The sequence below is a fragment of the Flavobacterium aquariorum genome (assembly GCF_003254745.1).
Taxonomy (GTDB): Bacteria; Bacteroidota; Bacteroidia; order Flavobacteriales; family Flavobacteriaceae; genus Flavobacterium; species Flavobacterium aquariorum.
In genome coordinates this window covers 333,398-349,403 of the sequence record NZ_QKXH01000003.1, presented here as the reverse complement: position 1 = coordinate 349,403, position 16,006 = coordinate 333,398, and the positions used below count along the sequence as shown (strand labels likewise).

General features: G+C 34.7%; 12 protein-coding genes. 10 read left to right on the top strand and 2 right to left on the bottom strand.

Features of this window, described 5'->3' with window-relative positions; all coding sequences use genetic code 11:
• Nucleotides 1–9: 9 nt before the first annotated feature.
• The 6 genes from DOS84_RS06855 (at nucleotide 10) to DOS84_RS06830 (ending at nucleotide 6,883) form a co-directional block, all read left to right on the top strand.
• On the top strand, nucleotides 10–1,359 hold the full coding sequence (locus DOS84_RS06855) for a RagB/SusD family nutrient uptake outer membrane protein (RefSeq protein ID WP_111409374.1): 1,350 nt from the start codon (nucleotides 10–12) through the stop codon (nucleotides 1,357–1,359).
• An 84-nt stretch (nucleotides 1,360–1,443) separates the two neighbouring features.
• Nucleotides 1,444–2,394, top strand: coding sequence for an isoaspartyl peptidase/L-asparaginase family protein (locus tag DOS84_RS06850; RefSeq protein WP_111409373.1), 951 nt, complete (start codon nucleotides 1,444–1,446; stop codon nucleotides 2,392–2,394).
• 90 nt (nucleotides 2,395–2,484) lie between these two features.
• On the top strand, nucleotides 2,485–3,378 hold the full coding sequence (locus DOS84_RS06845; RefSeq protein ID WP_111409372.1) for a cyanophycinase: 894 nt from the start codon (nucleotides 2,485–2,487) through the stop codon (nucleotides 3,376–3,378).
• Nucleotides 3,379–3,381: 3 nt separating this feature from the next.
• Nucleotides 3,382–4,770 (top strand): YfcC family protein, encoded by a 1,389-nt coding sequence (locus tag DOS84_RS06840; protein WP_111409371.1) that lies wholly within the window; start codon nucleotides 3,382–3,384, stop codon nucleotides 4,768–4,770.
• A gap of 10 nt (nucleotides 4,771–4,780) precedes the next feature.
• Nucleotides 4,781–5,860, top strand: a complete 1,080-nt coding sequence (locus tag DOS84_RS06835) for a cyanophycinase (RefSeq protein WP_111409370.1) — start codon at nucleotides 4,781–4,783, stop codon at nucleotides 5,858–5,860.
• Between the two features lie 231 nt (nucleotides 5,861–6,091).
• Nucleotides 6,092–6,883, top strand: coding sequence for a DUF475 domain-containing protein (locus DOS84_RS06830; protein ID WP_111409493.1), 792 nt, complete (start codon nucleotides 6,092–6,094; stop codon nucleotides 6,881–6,883).
• A gap of 429 nt (nucleotides 6,884–7,312) precedes the next feature.
• On the opposite strand, the gene DOS84_RS06825 is transcribed toward DOS84_RS06830, so the two are convergent.
• On the bottom strand, nucleotides 7,313–8,035 hold the full coding sequence (locus tag DOS84_RS06825) for a DUF4197 domain-containing protein (RefSeq protein WP_111409369.1): 723 nt from the start codon (nucleotides 8,033–8,035) through the stop codon (nucleotides 7,313–7,315).
• 185 nt (nucleotides 8,036–8,220) lie between these two features.
• Between DOS84_RS06825 and DOS84_RS06820 the strand changes: the two genes are divergently transcribed.
• Together DOS84_RS06820 and DOS84_RS06815 are read left to right on the top strand one after the other, a co-directional pair.
• The gene (locus tag DOS84_RS06820) at nucleotides 8,221–8,877 is read left to right on the top strand and encodes a VOC family protein (RefSeq protein WP_111409368.1); all 657 of its coding nucleotides are present in this window, start codon (nucleotides 8,221–8,223) and stop codon (nucleotides 8,875–8,877) included.
• Between the two features lie 41 nt (nucleotides 8,878–8,918).
• Complete coding sequence (locus DOS84_RS06815; protein ID WP_111409367.1) at nucleotides 8,919–9,962, top strand: methyltransferase; 1,044 nt, start codon at nucleotides 8,919–8,921, stop codon at nucleotides 9,960–9,962.
• Nucleotides 9,963–10,053: 91 nt separating this feature from the next.
• Here the strand turns inward: DOS84_RS06815 and purU are convergent, their stop codons facing one another.
• On the bottom strand, nucleotides 10,054–10,908 hold the full coding sequence (gene purU / locus DOS84_RS06810; RefSeq protein WP_111409366.1) for a formyltetrahydrofolate deformylase: 855 nt from the start codon (nucleotides 10,906–10,908) through the stop codon (nucleotides 10,054–10,056).
• 317 nt (nucleotides 10,909–11,225) lie between these two features.
• Between purU and DOS84_RS06805 the strand changes: the two genes are divergently transcribed.
• Both DOS84_RS06805 and DOS84_RS06800 read left to right on the top strand, forming a co-directional pair.
• Nucleotides 11,226–14,678 carry a methylmalonyl-CoA mutase family protein gene (locus tag DOS84_RS06805; RefSeq protein ID WP_111409365.1) on the top strand — a complete coding sequence of 1,151 codons (3,453 nt, stop codon included), beginning with the start codon at nucleotides 11,226–11,228 and terminating at the stop codon, nucleotides 14,676–14,678.
• A 114-nt stretch (nucleotides 14,679–14,792) separates the two neighbouring features.
• Complete coding sequence (locus tag DOS84_RS06800) at nucleotides 14,793–16,001, top strand: hypothetical protein (RefSeq protein ID WP_111409364.1); 1,209 nt, start codon at nucleotides 14,793–14,795, stop codon at nucleotides 15,999–16,001.
• The last annotated feature ends 5 nt before the right edge of the window (nucleotides 16,002–16,006 follow it).

The following is a 16,006-nucleotide window of genomic DNA, read 5'->3' as shown; positions in this document are numbered from 1 at the left end:
TTAAATATCATGAAAAAAATAAATATATACGCATGTCTATATATGTTACTTGCCTTTGTTTTTTTAGGTTGTGATGACATATTAGATACGAAATTGGATGCTGAAGTTCCAGTAGAAAATGCCATAACAGATGCCATTTCATTAAAATCTGCTGCAGTTGGATTATACGATATAATGCAAAGTGGAACGTATTATGGAGGTGAATTTATATTGGCCCAAGATTTAACAGGTGGTATAGCTGATGCTACTGGTTTTCAAGAGCGTTTTGCGCAGCTAGATAAAGCTATTGTTCCGCCATCTAACGCCTATATTCAAAACAACTGGGTTGATGTGTATAACTTGGTAAACGCTAGTAATTTGATTTTATCAAAAATGAATGAATTACAGCTTGTGGATGATAATTCAAAAGGGACAGCGCTTTTTTGTAGAGCATTAGGCCATTTTGATGCTTTGAGACAGTTTGGACAATTTACAGACCTTAACTCAAAATTCGGCATCCCTCTTTCTACTGGTTATGTGGATGCAAAATCAGCGGTTGGAATTTCAAGATCAACTGTAGCAGAATCGTACCAACAAATCATTACCGATTTGAATGATGCCATGGGAATATTGAAGTATGATACTAATCGATTTGGAATCACAAAAGCTGCTGCTGAAGCACTACTTGCTAGGGTGTATTTGTATAAAGGGGACTATGACAATGCTATTGTATATTCGAGTAAAGTGATTGCAAATACCACTTATAAATTGAATACCAAATACAATGATATTTATGATGTAGAAGGTTCAAGCGAAGCTATATTTGAATTACAATTTTTAGGTACTGATGGAAATAGTTTAACTGGATTAATATCAGTATCTCCGCCTGAAGTTTCTGCTGACTATAGCAATTTTTTCGCACCAATGGATGATGATAATGATCCAAGAAGCTACCGTTATTATGATGATGGCAAAGTAGTTTATGTTGACAAGTATGGTACAAATAAAAATGTAATTGACGGAAATTCCATTATCATCAAATTATCAGAGATGTATCTAATTAGAGCAGAAGCTTTGGCTAAGAAAACGCCAAATGATTTAACATTAGCTTTAGCAGATTTGAATGTGGTTCGTCAAAGAGCTTTACCTTCAAAACCATATACTATCATAGATGTTCCAAATCTAGATGCTTTTATTACCATTTTACTTGATGAAAATGGTAGAGAATTAGGTTTTGAAGGGCATAAATGGTTTAGTCTTGTTCGTTTAGGAAGAGCAACATCAGAATTGAATATTCCTGCTTTTAGAACGGTTTATCCTATACCTCAAAATGAAATTACTGTTGCCAAAGGTGTTTTAGAACAAAATCCTGGCTATTAAAAATCCCCAAAAGAAGGTGCTAAATCGGAATCCATCTAATTATGAGGATTCCGATTAGTTCTTCTTTCTTTCAAAAAAAAAAAAATGACAAAACATACACCATTCGCATTATGTATTCATGGAGGTGCAGGCGTAATAACTCCCGAAAATCTCTCGGAAGCGGATAAAAAATTAATAAATGCTGATTTAATGCTTGCCTTGAATTCAGGTGAAGAAATTTTAGTAAAAGGGGGAAGCGCTATAGATGCAGTTGCAGCAGCCGTAGTAGCATTAGAAAATAGTATTCATTTTAATGCTGGAAAAGGGGCTGTTTATACTAGAACTGGAAAACATTTACTTGAAGCATCCATAATGGACGGTGCCACTTTTAAGGCAGGAGCAGTTGCTAATAGCAGGAGAATTAAAAATCCTGTTTTATTTGCAAAAAGTCTATTAGCAGAAGAAAATATAGTATTACTTTCGGGTAAAGGTGCAGATAAATTAGCGGAAGAAACCAATCACGAAATGGTTGAAAATACTTATTTTGATACTAATTTTAGAAAAGAACAACTTATAGAAGCTCAAAAAATTTCAGAAACAGGGACTTATTTAGATCACACGAATCTAAAAATGGGAACTGTTGGAGCCGTTGCTATTGATAAGCAAGGTAACATTGCTGCAGCAACTTCTACAGGTGGAATGACAAATAAATTAGATGGACGTATTGGTGATACAGCTATTATTGGTGCGGGTACATATGCCAACAATAAAACATGTGGTGTATCCTGTACTGGTGTTGGTGAATATTTTATTAGGGCAACGGTTGCTTCGATGGTCTCTAACTTAATGGAATATGGAGACAAAACACTGGAGCAGGCAACAGAAATAACAATTAAGGAACATTTAACTCAATTGGGAGGCGAAGGCGGATTAATTGCAATTGATAACGAAGGAAATGTGAACTTTTCCTTTAATTCTCAAGGAATGTATCGTGGATATGTTAGTGAGAAAACGAATGAGAAGAAAATCTATATTTGGGATAACGAAGAAATATAATCTTTATCAATCTAAAATGAGCATAGCCGTGATTTGGTTGTAAACATCAATAGCGGCTATGTATTTCCATAGTCAAAAAAAAGTATAGATATGAAAATTATTCCAATTTTTATTTTAGCGTTTTCGCTTTTTCAAATTTCTTGCCAGTCTAAGAGCGAATCTGGTAAAAAACAACCGATTTATGAATTAGAGAAGCAATCTAAAAATAAAGCTCTCGGGAAATTATTTATTATTGGAGGGGGAAAAAAGTCAGATGCTTTGATTTCGGAATTGATCACTTTAAGCAAACTCGAACAAGAAAATTTCATGATAATCCTTCCAATGGCTAGTGAAGAACCTGATTCGGCGGTTTATTATACTGCAAAGCAGTTTATTTCCTTAGGTGTCCGTCCAGAGAAGATAAAATCTTTTAATCTTAATCCAAAGAATCAAACAAAGGGGCAAATAGATTCTCTTAAAACCGCAAGTTTAATTTATATTACGGGTGGTGATCAGAATTTGTTTATGAAATCTGTTTTGAATACTTCGGCTTATGATGCTATTTCTACCGCTTATCAAAATGGAACAACCATTGCAGGAACAAGTGCTGGCGCAGCTGTGATGAGCCAAAAAATGATATCGGGAAATGAACTGAAACATCCAAAATATACTGGAGATTTTCGTGCCATTGAAGCTCAAAACTTTGAGATAAAAACAGGATTGGGTTTACTCCCAAACGCTATTGTTGATCAGCATTTTATTCGTCGGATGAGGATGAATCGTTTATTAGCTGTAGCGCTGGAAAATCCTGATCAAATAGCAATTGGAATTGATGAATCTACTGCTATTATAGTAGATGGCGACTCCGCAACGGTTTGTGGCGATTCGCAGGTAATTTTAATTCAGAACAGTGAAAAGAAAGGTATTCATACAAAAAGTGGGTTATTAGGCGGTAAAAATATCAAGTTAGAAATCCTTCTTCCAGGAGAAAAATTTAAAATATAAAAGATGAAAATATTAGAAAAATTCCCAGACACAATCACTATAATTTTAGCGATAACCGTTCTGTTTATTGGATTAACGTGGGTTATCCCGGCAGGAGAATTCGACAGAGCCATCGTTAATAATACGGAGAAAATTATTGCAGGTTCTTATAAACATGTAGCGGCGGTTCCTCAAGGCATTGAAGCATTTTTAGTAGCTCCTATCAAAGGATTTATTTCGGCGGCACAAATTATTGGCTTCGTCTTTTTAGTAGGAGGAGCGTTTGCAATCATCAACATAACTGGTGCAATAAACGCAGGTCTATTTAATGTGATTCAATTAAGTCAAAAAAGACCAAAATACAAAGTTTTGATTCTTCCTTTTCTGATAATATTATTTTCATTTGCCGGAGCCACTTTTGGACTGAGTGAAGAAATTTTAATTTTCATTCTAATAACTGTTCCAATGGCAAAAGCGATGGGCTATGATGCAATAGTTGGCGCGGCAATACCAATTGTGGGTACAGGCGTTGGTTTTGGCGGAGCATTCAGTAATCCTTTTACTATTGGTATTGCTCAAGGAATTGCGCAAATTCCGATTTTTAGCGGAATGGAATATCGAATTTTTGTGTGGTTTGTTTTGACAAGTGTCGCGTGTGCTGTAATAACACATTATGCACTAAAGATTGAAAAAAATCCAGAGAAAAGTCTGTTATTTGGTATTAAATCAGATAAAGATGAAAGCAATATTGAAGCTTCAGATTTTGAATTAACTGGTTCTAGAAAAATAGTTTTGGTAGCACTTTTAGCTGCAATTATCATCTTAATTTACGGAGTAAGTAATTTCGCTTGGTACATAAATGAAATTGCGGGTTTGTTTTTAGCATTAGCCATTTTTGTTGCTATCATTTATAGAATGCCAATATCTAAAGCAGTAGACGCTTTTGTAGATGGAGCTAAAGATATGATGACTGCTGCTTTGGTAATTGGTTTAGCAAAAGGGCTTTTAATTATTTCACAAGACGGGAAAATTATTGACACAATTTTAAATTCAATTGTAACCATCACCCAAAATACCGCACCAGCAATTTCTGCGGTATGTATCTTTTTCTTTCAGTCCTTTTTGAACTTTTTTATCCCATCAGGCTCAGGACAAGCTTCATTAACAATGCCTATTATTATTCCAATTTGTGATGTATCAGGCATTAGCAGGCAAATGGCTGTATTGACTTTTCAATTAGGCGATGGACTTACGAATCTTATCATTCCAACCAGTGGTGTTACGATGGGAGCACTTACTCTAGCCAAAATTCCATACAGCAAATGGTTTAAATGGATGTTGCCCAGAATGTTGGTATTTTTAATAGCATCAATGTTGTTATTACTTCCACCATTATTTTTATTTAAATGGTAAAACAAAAAAGATGAAAACAATTATATGTATTAGTTTGTTGGCATTATGTTCATGCGCTTCAGACAACGATTCAAACGTGCCTGAGTCAACGTTACCTGAAGCAGTCGTGCCTAGAGTTAAAAACTACACGTCTTATTTTGCTGGAAATAAAACCGACAGTAAAAACAAGGCACTCGGTGGAATTTGTCTGATGGGAGGTGCTACAGAGAATGATGAAGCGATGAAATGGTTCCTAAAAAGAGCAAATGGAGGTGATGTTCTAGTTCTAAGAACTTCGGGTACTGATGGCTATAATTCTTATTTGTATTCTTCATTAGGAGTAAAAGTAAATTCTGTTGAAACTATTCTTTTTAAAAATAGTGCCGCCAGTTCAGATAGTGAGATTCTTGTTAAAATAAAAAATGCTGAAGCCATTTGGTTTGCTGGTGGTGACCAATGGGACTACATTTCCTATTGGAGAAATAGTCCGGTTTCAAAAGCTATAAACGATGCAATTGCACAAAACAACATTATTATTGGAGGCACAAGTGCAGGAATGGCAATTCAAGGAGGCTTTTATTTTTCTGCTCAAAAGGGAACAATAACGTCTTCAGAAGCATTACAGAATCCTTTTGATTCAAAACTAACGGTTTCGAATGAACCTTTTCTTGATAATTCTATTTTAAAAAATGTGATAACAGATACTCATTATGATAATCCTAATAGAAAAGGCCGACATATAGCATTTATAGCGCGTATTATAACGGACTATGATATCTCAGCCAAAGGGATTGCCTGTGATGAATATACATCTGTTTGTATTGATGAAAAAGGGATTGCAAGAATATTTGGAAGCTATCCCGCAAAAGAGGATGTAGCCTATTTTATAAAACCAAACGCAGATATTCCAAATAATAAACCTGAATTGTGTAGTCCTAACAAAGCTTTAGAATGGAATCTCGATAAAAAAGCTATTACTGTGTATGAAGTTAAAGGAACTAATGACGGTAAAAACACTTTTAATCTAAACAATTGGACAGAAGGGAATGGAGGAATTTGGAAAAACTGGTATGTAGAAAATGGCACATTAGCAGAGCTAATTGCTCTTTAATATGTATGATGAACTTCTCTATAAATTATCTGATTTGTGGACGCTAAAGGTCATTTTTTTATTTTTTAAGTGTTAACCTTTAAGATATCTTAGCAATTCTAAAAGAAGTATCCGTTTATTGTTGGAGATATTTTTAATTGATTTTTTCTCAGATTAGAAGGATAATTGATGAGAGGAAGTAGAATGGCATTTTTTTTATTTATTAATAATCAAATATTTAACAAATTTACAATGGAAATAATTTTAGAGCAATGGGGTATTCTTTGGCAGGATATTATTCTTCATCCAGGAGCCTCATTAGCAATAATTGGAAATTTAATTATTATTGAAAGCTTGCTTTCTGTAGATAATGCAGCAATATTAGCAACAATGGTCATGGATTTACCAAGTGAACAACGGGATAAAGCTTTAAAATACGGAATATTTGGAGCCTACTTTTTTAGAGGCATAGCAATGCTTTTTGCAGCATTTTTAATTAAAATATGGTGGCTAAAACCTATCGGTGGAATTTATTTACTTTATCTGGCTTATGATTATTGGAAAAACAAGCATGCTGAAGATTTTGATAACGACACATTAGATAAAAGCAGTAATTGGCTCTATAGAGTAACAGTTGGTTCTCTGGGAACATTTTGGGCCACTGTAGCTTTAATCGAATTAATGGACATGGCCTTTTCTATAGATAATGTATTTGCTGCAGTTGCATTTACCCCAAACATAATTTTAGTCTGCATAGGCGTATTTATCGGGATTTTAGCCATGCGATTCATTGCGCAATGGTTTGTTACACTTATGGAAAAATATAGCTTTCTTGAAACGGCAGCATTTGTTGTAATTGCACTATTAGGACTCAAATTAAGTTTTTCCTTATGGGAACATTTTTATCCGGAAAGTGCAATAAGTGTATTTTTAGGAAGTCATACTGCTGATATTGGCATCTCTGTTTTAACAGTTGCTATTTTCTTTGTGCCTATTTTAACTTCACTACTTTTTAGTTTTCCTCAAAAGAAATTAAATTCTTAGAAATTGTCTGAATATAAAGATGTATAGAGAAATCAGATTTTAAATTTTTTAGTAAATGTAATATAATATCGGTTTCCTGAAAGTTTAGACTAATTTGTTTTTAAGACATTTAATCGTTTAGATTTATCTTTTGAATTAGTGTTATTTATCTAAACAAAAAATGCCTGTATCATGTCGATACAGGCAATTTTATAACTAACCAAAACCAAAGTAATAAATAACCAGTTTATTACATTGCAAAGATCAGCATAATGTTTATTTTTTGTTGTTAAGGAACTGTTATTACTTTTTCTTGAAAAGTTAAGTTTTACAATTTAATTTTAACATATTAAAATTCTGATTTTATAAAAACTTAACTAACTGTAAATCAATGATATTTTATTTTTAAAAGTGTTGAATTGAAATCTACATTCCCATTGAAATTGCGGATTACTTTTTGTCTTGTAATGCAAATACTTTCTTTAAAACTTCTGATGTTCTGGCATTGATATTGGTTCTGATATTTTTTTCTTCCACGGTTATCATTTTAAAAACACCTTCCAGTGCTTTATTGGTCACATAATCCGTAATGTCCGGATTTACTTTTGATACGAAAGGAATTGTATTGTACTGTTTTATTATAGCTGTCCAAACTACGTCGGCACCTACTTTGCCTATTGATTTTTGAACCACAGGATTGAATTTGGCGTAAAGTGGAGTAGTAGTTGCAGTTTGCAAATAAACAGTTGCAGCATTGTCTTTGCCAAGTAAAATGCTTTTAGCATCTGTTATGGTGATATTTTTGATAGCCGATACAAATATAGGTGTTGCTTCTTTTACAGCATCTTCGGCTGCCCTGTTCAGGGCTAATATACCTTCATCGGCTAATTTTGACATTCCCATTTTTCTCAGTGTTCTGTCCAATTTGGCTAATTCTTCGGGCATTAGAATCTTCACGGCTTCATTTTTATAAAAACCATCAGTCGCTGTTAGTTTAGATACTTGTTCGGTAACTCCTTTGTTTAAAGCTTCTTTTAATCCCGAGGCAATGTCTAAGTTGCTGTTTGATTTGGTGACTGCATTGATTTTTTCGGTTGCTTTTGCAAAAATGTCTTTGAATTGAGCATTACTTATTGCAGGTAAAATAAAGAGTAGGACTAAGGCTTTTTTCATTTTATTTTTATTTTTTTCAAAAGTAGACAAACAATATTTACTAATGAAGAGCAATTTCCCAATGAAATGCTAAAAAATGATTGACTTCGTTTATAATAATCGGTTGAGTTTATTTATTATATTTGTAATATATTGAAATTAAGATGTTTATGTGTTTTTAATTAATAAAATTGCAATTTTTAAAAATGAAAATATTGGAATTGGAATTACTGTCGGATGATGTTTCAAAAACGGAAGCTTTTTATAACCAAGTTTTGGGATTGGAAACTTTATATAGAGATAATTCCAGTGTTTCATTCCGTGCAAGGGCTACAAAACTGACTTTTCATTCTTCCAAAAATGTAAAACCAGTTTATCATTTTGCTTTTGATGTACCCAATAATAAGCTATTGGAAGCTTTTTGTTGGATAGAAAGCAAAACCGCAATCATGTATGTAATTCCGCCCGATAAAATTGCCGATTTCTACAACTGGAATGCCAAGTCCTTTTATTTTTACGACAATAACGGAAATATTCTGGAGTTCATTGCGAGAAACGATTTGGATAACGCTTCTGAGAAATCGTTTGATGGCAAATCTATTCTGTCGGTTAGTGAGATTGGATTGGTTTCGAAAAATGTAACTGCACAATGCGATGAACTATTTGATAAATATGGACTAACACCCTATTCCAAACAACCAAAATTATCCAAATTTATTGTTTTGGGTACCGTAACTGGTCTTTTTATCCTTGTGGAAGAAAACAGGGATTGGTATCCAACAGATAAGAAATCAAAATCATTTTGGACAAAAGTAGTTTTTAATCATGAAGGAGAAACCAGAGTATTGGAAGTTTCAAAATAAATAAAGTCAAATTAAGGAATGTAAAATCAATTTAGGAAAAAATGGAAAATCAAGACTATCAGCCATCACCGGGAGGTATTATGCAAATCGGATCTGGGTTTTGGACCTCAAAATTATTGTTGGCAGCAGTAAAATTTCAATTATTTACAAAGCTTGCTGAAAAGGAATCAATGTCGGCTCAGGAAATAAAGACGATGCTGAATCTGAAGTGTACTGATATTCATTTGTTTGATTTTTTGGATGCCTTAGCGGGATTAGGTTTTTTAAATAGGGAAGGGCTTTTGGAGTCAGCAATTTATTCCAATAGCACCAATACGGATGCTTTTCTGGTTATAAACAAACCAGCCTATATTGGTGGAATGCTCGATATGCTGAATAATCGTTTGTACCAATTTTGGGGGAACTTGGAGGAAGGTTTGCTTACGGGTCTGCCACAAAATGAAATTAAGGCAGGTGATGATAATTTGTTTGATGAACTTTATAAATCACCCGAAAGGTTATTGGAATTTATCAATGCGATGGGTAGCATTCAGATAGGAAATTTTAATGCATTTGCTCAGAGTTTTGATTTTTCAAAATACAAAACTTTGACCGATGTTGGCGGATGCGGTGCAGTATTGTCTACTACAATTGCTAAGCACCAGCCTCATATGAAGTGTACCAGTTTTGATCTTCCGGTTGTGGAGCCTATTGCAAAAGAAAAAATTGCAAAGACATCTTTTTCGGATAGAGTTACAACCGCAAGTGGTGATTTTTTTGCCGATCCATTTCCAAAAGCTGATGTTATCGTCATGGGGAATATACTGCACGACTGGGATGAACCTAAGAAATTATTGCTTCTTCAAAAAGCATATGATGCCCTTCCCGAAGGCGGTACATTTGTAGCCATAGAGAATATTATCGATGATGAGCGATCCAAAAATGTTTTCGGAATGATGATGAGTTTAAACATGCTTATTGAAACCGGAACCGGTTTTGATTATACTTTTGCCAGTTTTAATAAATGGACAAAAAGTGTGGGTTTCAAATCGACATCAATTGTTCCTTTGACAGGGCCTGCAAGTGCGGCGATAGCTTATAAGTAATTTAAGAGTAAAAAAATCTGCTGGATCTGAAAAAATCTGCGTAAAAAATTAGCACGCAGATTTTGTAGATTTAAAAAAACGTTTCTATTTCCTAAGAGAATACAACCGTTTTGTTATTATAGACCATTGTTTTTCGCTCGGCATGTAATGTTACTGCTCTAGCAAGTACCATTCGCTCCAAATCACGTCCTTTCATGATAAAATCCTCTATTGAATGGCTGTGGGAAACTCTCGAAATATCCTGCTCAATAATTGGTCCTTCATCCAGTTCCGCTGTGACATAATGGCTTGTGGCACCAATAATTTTTACCCCACGCTTGAAAGCAGAATGATAAGGTTTGGCCCCTGGAAATGCCGGTAAAAAGGAATGGTGAATATTAATAATTTTGTTTTTGTAAAGCGCAATCAAATTTGGAGTGATAATTTGCATATAACGAGCCAAAACAATAAAATCAATATCAAATTTTTTTAACAATTCAATTTGTGCCTTTTCACCTTCTTCCTTGTTGTCTTTCGTAAAAGGAACATGGAAGAACGGAATGTTAAATCGCTCGGCAACGGGTTTCAGATCTTCATGATTACTGATGATTAGCGGAATTTGAAGCGGTAGTTCACCCGCACAAAAACGACCCAGAAGGTCATATAGGCAGTGGTCATATTTTGAAATAAACAAAGCCATTTTTGGTTTTTCATTCTGAGGATACATATCCCAAGTCATGTTAAATGGAGTAGCCAGATTGGTTTGAAAGTGACTTTTTATAGCTTCAATATTCCAAGTGTCTTTACTGAACTCGCATTCCAGTCGCATAAAAAACACATTTTCGTCGGCATCAACATGCTGGTCCAGATAAGTGATATTTCCATCAATCGAAGCAATATAATTCGTTACCGAGGCAATAATAGCCTTTTTGTCTTCGCAATGGATAAGTATGGTAATTTTTTGCATTTGTTTAAAATTTTCTAAAAATAATTAGGAGCTAATCCCGCTGTACACTACAAGTCCTCATTGATAAAACTGTTTTTCTAAGCTCCAAAAAGAGCTTCTTTTAGTCGCTTTTTTGGAGCAAGAAAAACTAGTTTCATCCATTCCGGGCTTTTCGTTTCCATCGGGGCTAGACCTCGAAAATACCAATTTTTTCCGAAAACTAAGCTCGTTTTCTTAATAAAAAACAATGTTATCATATTTTGTGTTTTGTGTTATTTTTAATGATTTTTATTTTAAAATTTATGTAAATTGCACCCTTAAATTATCATATTCACAAAATGGAATTACTTAAACCGTATGTACCCGTAAATAAAGTCCGAATTGTAACTGCTGCATCACTTTTTGATGGTCACGATGCCGCAATTAATATAATGAGAAGAATTATTCAGTCCACAGGAGTTGAGGTAATTCATTTGGGACATGATAGAAGTGTAGAGGAAGTGGTGAATACTGCGATTCAAGAAGATGCTAATGCTATTGCCATGACTTCCTATCAAGGTGGACACAACGAATACTTTAAATATATGTATGATTTGCTTCAGGAAAAAGGAGCCGGTCATATCAAGATTTTCGGTGGAGGTGGAGGTGTAATCCTGCCTTCGGAAATAGCCGAGTTACAGGCATACGGAATTACTAGAATTTATTCCCCAGACGATGGACGTGCAATGGGATTGCAAGGAATGATTAATGATTTGGTTCAACGTTCTGATTTTCCTATCGGAGATAAATTGACTAATGAACTGGATTTAATTGAAAATAAAACACCAACGGCAATTGCTCGTTTAATTTCGGCAGCTGAGAATTTCCCTGAAATAGCCAAACCATTTTTTGATAAAATCCATACTAAGAATGAATCCTCAAAGATTCCTGTTCTTGGAATCACAGGAACAGGTGGAGCAGGAAAATCATCATTGGTGGACGAATTGGTGCGCCGTTTTTTAATCGATTTTTCAGAAAAAACAATCGGATTGATTTCTGTCGATCCATCCAAACGTAAAACGGGTGGAGCGTTATTAGGAGACAGAATTCGTATGAATGCCATTAACAACTCTAGAGTTTATATGCGTTCATTGGCAACCCGCCAATCGAATTTGGCATTATCAAAATATGTAGCAGAGGCCATTGAGGTTTTAAAAGCGGCAAAATACGATATTATAATCCTTGAAACTTCAGGAATTGGTCAGTCCGATACGGAGATTATGGATCATTCGGATGTTTCATTATACGTAATGACACCCGAATTTGGCGCAGCAACCCAATTGGAAAAAATCGACATGCTTGATTTTGCCGATTTGGTAGCCTTAAATAAATTCGACAAACGCGGTGCTTTGGATGCTATTCGTGATGTAAAAAAACAATACCAACGCAACCATAATCTGTGGGATGTAAATCCAGACGAAATGCCTGTTTATGGGACTATTGCTTCTCAGTTCAATGACCCGGGGATGAATACGTTATATAAATCCATAATGGATAAGATCGTTGAGAAAACCGATTCCGATTTGAAATCGACTTTCCAAATCACCCGTGAAATGAGTGAGAAGATTTTTGTGATTCCGCCACACAGAACGCGATATTTATCTGAGATTGCCGAAAGCAACAGGAAATACGATGCAACAGCTTTAAGCCAAGAGCAAGTGGCGCAAAAATTATACGGGGTATTCAAAACAATAGAAAGTGTTTCCGGAAGGGTTCCCATGATCAATAAAGCGGGAATCGATGAAGATTCGGTATTGCCAAGCGCTTTAGAATCCGAAAAACCGGGTGGAGCTGAAAATAAAATATTTTTAAATCTTTTGCTAAATCAATTTGATAAGGTAAAAATGGATTTAGATCCTCACAATTGGAAATTGATTCTTAATTGGGATGAAAAAGTAAATAAGTATAAAGATCCGGTATATACGTTTAAAGTACGTCACAAAGAAATAAAAATGGCTACGCATACGGAATCGCTTTCGCACACTCAAATTCCTAAAGTAGCGATGCCAAAGTATCAAGCTTGGGGCGATATTTTGCGTTGGTGTTTGCAGGAGAATGTTCCTGGAGAATTTCCTTTTACTTCTGGTTTGTATCCTTTTAAACGTGAAGGTGAAGACCCATCAAGAATGTTTGCCGGTGAAGGTGGGCCAGAAAGAACCAACAAACGTTTTCATTATGTGAGTGCGGGATTGCCAGCCAAAAGGCTTTCTACAGCTTTTGACAGTGTAACTTTATATGGTAACGATCCACACTTAAGACCTGATATCTACGGAAAAATTGGAAATGCTGGAGTTTCTATTTGCTGTTTGGATGATGCAAAAAAATTATACTCTGGTTTTGATTTGGTACACGCCATGACTTCAGTGAGTATGACGATTAATGGTCCGGCACCTATGTTGCTAGGATTTTTCATGAATGCCGCTATCGATCAGCAATGCGAAATTTATATCAAAAAGCACGAGCTTACCGAATCGGTACAAGAAAAAATCAACGAAATCTACAAACAAAAGGGTGTAGAACGTCCTCACTATCAAGGTGATTTACCCGAAGGAAATAATGGTTTGGGATTATTCCTATTGGGAGTAACCGGTGATCAGGTATTGCCTTTGGAAGTGTATAATGAAATTAAAGAAAAAACACTTTCACAAGTTCGTGGTACAGTCCAAGCTGATATCTTAAAAGAAGATCAAGCCCAAAACACCTGTATTTTCTCGACTGAGTTTGCCTTGCGATTGATGGGGGATGTTCAGGAATATTTTATTGACAAAAATGTAAGGAATTTTTATTCGGTTTCTATTTCGGGTTATCATATCGCCGAGGCTGGTGCCAATCCAATCACCCAATTGGCTTTTACGCTTTCAAATGGTTTCACTTATGTGGAATATTATTTGAGCCGTGGTATGGACATCAATGATTTTGGACCAAATTTATCGTTCTTCTTCTCGAATGGTGTCGATCCGGAATATGCGGTTATTGGTCGTGTGGCTCGTAAAATTTGGGCGAAAGCCATGAAAAATAAATACGGCGCCAATGAAAGAGCTCAAATGTTGAAATACCATATTCAAACTTCGGGGCGTTCATTACATGCACAAGAAATTGATTTCAATGATATTCGTACTACTTTGCAAGCTTTGTATGCGATTTATGATAATTGTAATTCATTGCATACCAATGCCTATGATGAAGCGATTACAACTCCTACGGAAGAATCTGTTCGTAGAGCAATGGCAATTCAGTTGATTATCAACAAAGAATTAGGACTTGCCAAAAATGAGAATCCAATTCAAGGTTCTTTCATTATCGAAGAATTAACGGATTTAGTGGAAGCTGCCGTTTTGCAAGAATTTGACAGAATTACAGAACGTGGAGGTGTGCTAGGTGCTATGGAAACTATGTACCAACGTTCTAAAATTCAAGAGGAAAGTTTGTATTATGAAACCTTGAAACACACAGGAGAATTTCCAATTGTGGGTGTAAATACATTCTTGAGTTCCAAAGGTTCTCCAACTGTAATTCCAGCCGAAGTGATTCGTGCCACCGAAGAAGAAAAACAATATCAAATTACCATGTTGGATAATTTGCATCAGTGTCATGCTGTTTTGGTAAAAGAGCATTTGAATACCCTTCAAGAAGCTGCTATCAAAGGTGAAAACCTATTTGGACATTTGATGGAAGCTACGAAAGTTTGTTCTTTGGGACAAATCACCGAAGCTTTGTTTGAAGTTGGTGGTCAGTATAGAAGAAATATGTAAAATAAGCACATACTTTTTGTCTTTCGCGGAAGCGGATAATTACTATTAAAAATCAAAAAGATTCTTCAAAAATGAAGAGTCTTTTTTTTGGTTTTATTTTTATAAATTCGTGTTATGAAAAACACTTTTTTATGTCTTTTTATACTTCTCATTAGTATTTGTAGTTATTCGCAAGAAAAACAATTGTTGCCAAAAGGAGTAATTGTCGATTCGGTTAAAATAGCAAATACTGATAATGAATCTTATGCCGTTTATTTGCCAAAGCAATATAGGAGAGAGGTACCTTCTGCGATTGTTTTTATTTTTGATCCCGGTGGAAGAGGGAAAGTAGGAATTGAACCTTTTGTTTTGGCTGCGGAAACCTATAAATATATTTTGGTGTGTTCCAATAATTCAAAAAATGGACCAACTGATGTTAATTTGGAGATCGCAAATCATCTCTTTGAAAGTGTATCAACGGAATTTAATTTAAATCCTTCAGAGCTTTATATTTCAGGCTTTTCAGGAGGAGCAAGATTGGCGGGCAGCATGGCTGTTTCTTCGGGTGCTTTTCAGGGAGTAATTGCTTGTGGGGCTTCGTTTAATGAAATGGATAAGTTTGCTTTGCATGATGCTAGTTTTTCATATGTGGGTATGGTAGGTGACAAGGATATGAATTATCAGGAAATGATTAAAAATGAAGAATGGTTGAACAAAATGATGGTAAAAAACACTTTGTTTGTTAGCCATCAAATACATACTTGGCCATCGCAAAAAGAAATGCTTCGGGCTTTTGATTGGTTAGAAATACAAGCTTCTAAAAATAGCATTAGAAAACCCAAGGAAACTACCATTAAAAAAATCTATGATGAAAATCTAAAAATAGCCGATAGTTTAAAAGGAAAAAATGAAATGATTTTGGCTATTGTGGAATATGAAAGATGCAATGCTATTTATGACAATAGAGGGGATGAAAAAATAAAAACAACTATTGATTCAATAAAAAAATCCAAGGAGTATGAGAATCAAATTTCAAAAAGAGATGAAGTATCAGTTTTAGAAAATGAAATTACCAATTCAATTTTGAATCAATTTGATAAAGAATTGAAAGTAGCCAAAAGTGAAAATGATTTTAAATTTTGGAAGATTGAATTAAAAAAGCTAGATGATAGAAAAACAAAGAGTAAAGATATTGCAATTAAAAATATGGTCGATAGGATAAAATTTATGACTAAAGCACTGGTTTATGAAGCAGCCCAAGAAAGTAAAAGAAACTTTCAAAATGATAAATTGCTTTATTGCAAAGAATTGGAAAAGGTGATTCAACTGTATGATAGTAAATAATTGTT

Coding starts and splice junctions, on each gene's coding strand:
- DOS84_RS06855 (WP_111409374.1), top strand. CDS start 10: ATGAAAAAAATAAATATATACGCATGTCTATATATGTTACTTGCCTTT.
- DOS84_RS06850 (WP_111409373.1), top strand. CDS start 1,444: ATGACAAAACATACACCATTCGCATTATGTATTCATGGAGGTGCAGGC.
- DOS84_RS06845 (WP_111409372.1), top strand. CDS start 2,485: ATGAAAATTATTCCAATTTTTATTTTAGCGTTTTCGCTTTTTCAAATT.
- DOS84_RS06840 (WP_111409371.1), top strand. CDS start 3,382: ATGAAAATATTAGAAAAATTCCCAGACACAATCACTATAATTTTAGCG.
- DOS84_RS06835 (WP_111409370.1), top strand. CDS start 4,781: ATGAAAACAATTATATGTATTAGTTTGTTGGCATTATGTTCATGCGCT.
- DOS84_RS06830 (WP_111409493.1), top strand. CDS start 6,092: ATGGAAATAATTTTAGAGCAATGGGGTATTCTTTGGCAGGATATTATT.
- DOS84_RS06825 (WP_111409369.1), bottom strand. CDS start 8,035: ATGAAAAAAGCCTTAGTCCTACTCTTTATTTTACCTGCAATAAGTAAT.
- DOS84_RS06820 (WP_111409368.1), top strand. CDS start 8,221: ATGAAAATATTGGAATTGGAATTACTGTCGGATGATGTTTCAAAAACG.
- DOS84_RS06815 (WP_111409367.1), top strand. CDS start 8,919: ATGGAAAATCAAGACTATCAGCCATCACCGGGAGGTATTATGCAAATC.
- purU (WP_111409366.1), bottom strand. CDS start 10,908: ATGCAAAAAATTACCATACTTATCCATTGCGAAGACAAAAAGGCTATT.
- DOS84_RS06805 (WP_111409365.1), top strand. CDS start 11,226: ATGGAATTACTTAAACCGTATGTACCCGTAAATAAAGTCCGAATTGTA.
- DOS84_RS06800 (WP_111409364.1), top strand. CDS start 14,793: ATGAAAAACACTTTTTTATGTCTTTTTATACTTCTCATTAGTATTTGT.